This window comes from Pseudomonas sp. SDO52101_S400 (genome assembly GCF_054071635.1).
The window spans coordinates 1-490 of record NZ_JBSVWF010000151.1 but is presented as its reverse complement, the minus strand read 5'-3'; the positions used below and the strand labels follow the sequence as shown (position 1 = coordinate 490).

The following is a 490-nucleotide window of genomic DNA, read 5'->3' as shown; positions in this document are numbered from 1 at the left end:
CCCCTGTTACCGCCGTGAAAGGGCGGTGTCCTAGGCCACTAGACGAAGGGGACACAAACCTTCTATACAACTGATCAGTGCTGAGATCTGATCGATTCAAGGCCGGTGTGGCCAGACCTTGAACTGTAAATTGGTGGAGCTAGACGGGATCGAACCGTCGACCTCTTGCATGCCATGCAAGCGCTCTCCCAGCTGAGCTATAGCCCCGGATTTTTCGCCTCGCGGCGGAGCGACATCTTGCAACATCGCTTCTGTAAAACTGGCGTCCCCTAGGGGACTCGAACCCCTGTTACCGCCGTGAAAGGGCGGTGTCCTAGGCCACTAGACGAAGGGGACACAAACCTTCTATACAACTGATCAGTGCTGAGATCTGATCGATTCAAGGCCGGTGTGGCCAGACCTTGAACTGTAAATTGGTGGAGCTAGACGGGATCGAACCGTCGACCTCTTGCATGCCATGCAAGCGCTCTCCCAGCTGAGCTATAGCCCC

Annotated in this window: 3 tRNA genes; all 3 read right to left on the bottom strand. The window is 55.7% G+C overall.

Annotation, left to right across the window (positions count from 1 at the left end):
* Nucleotides 1-131: 131 nt before the first annotated feature.
* A tRNA-Ala gene (locus tag ACW9HX_RS29135) sits at nt 132-207 on the bottom strand.
* A 53-nt stretch (nt 208-260) separates the two neighbouring features.
* Nucleotides 261-336, bottom strand: a tRNA-Glu gene (locus ACW9HX_RS29130).
* 78 nt (nt 337-414) lie between these two features.
* Nucleotides 415-490: transfer RNA gene (locus ACW9HX_RS29125), tRNA-Ala, on the bottom strand.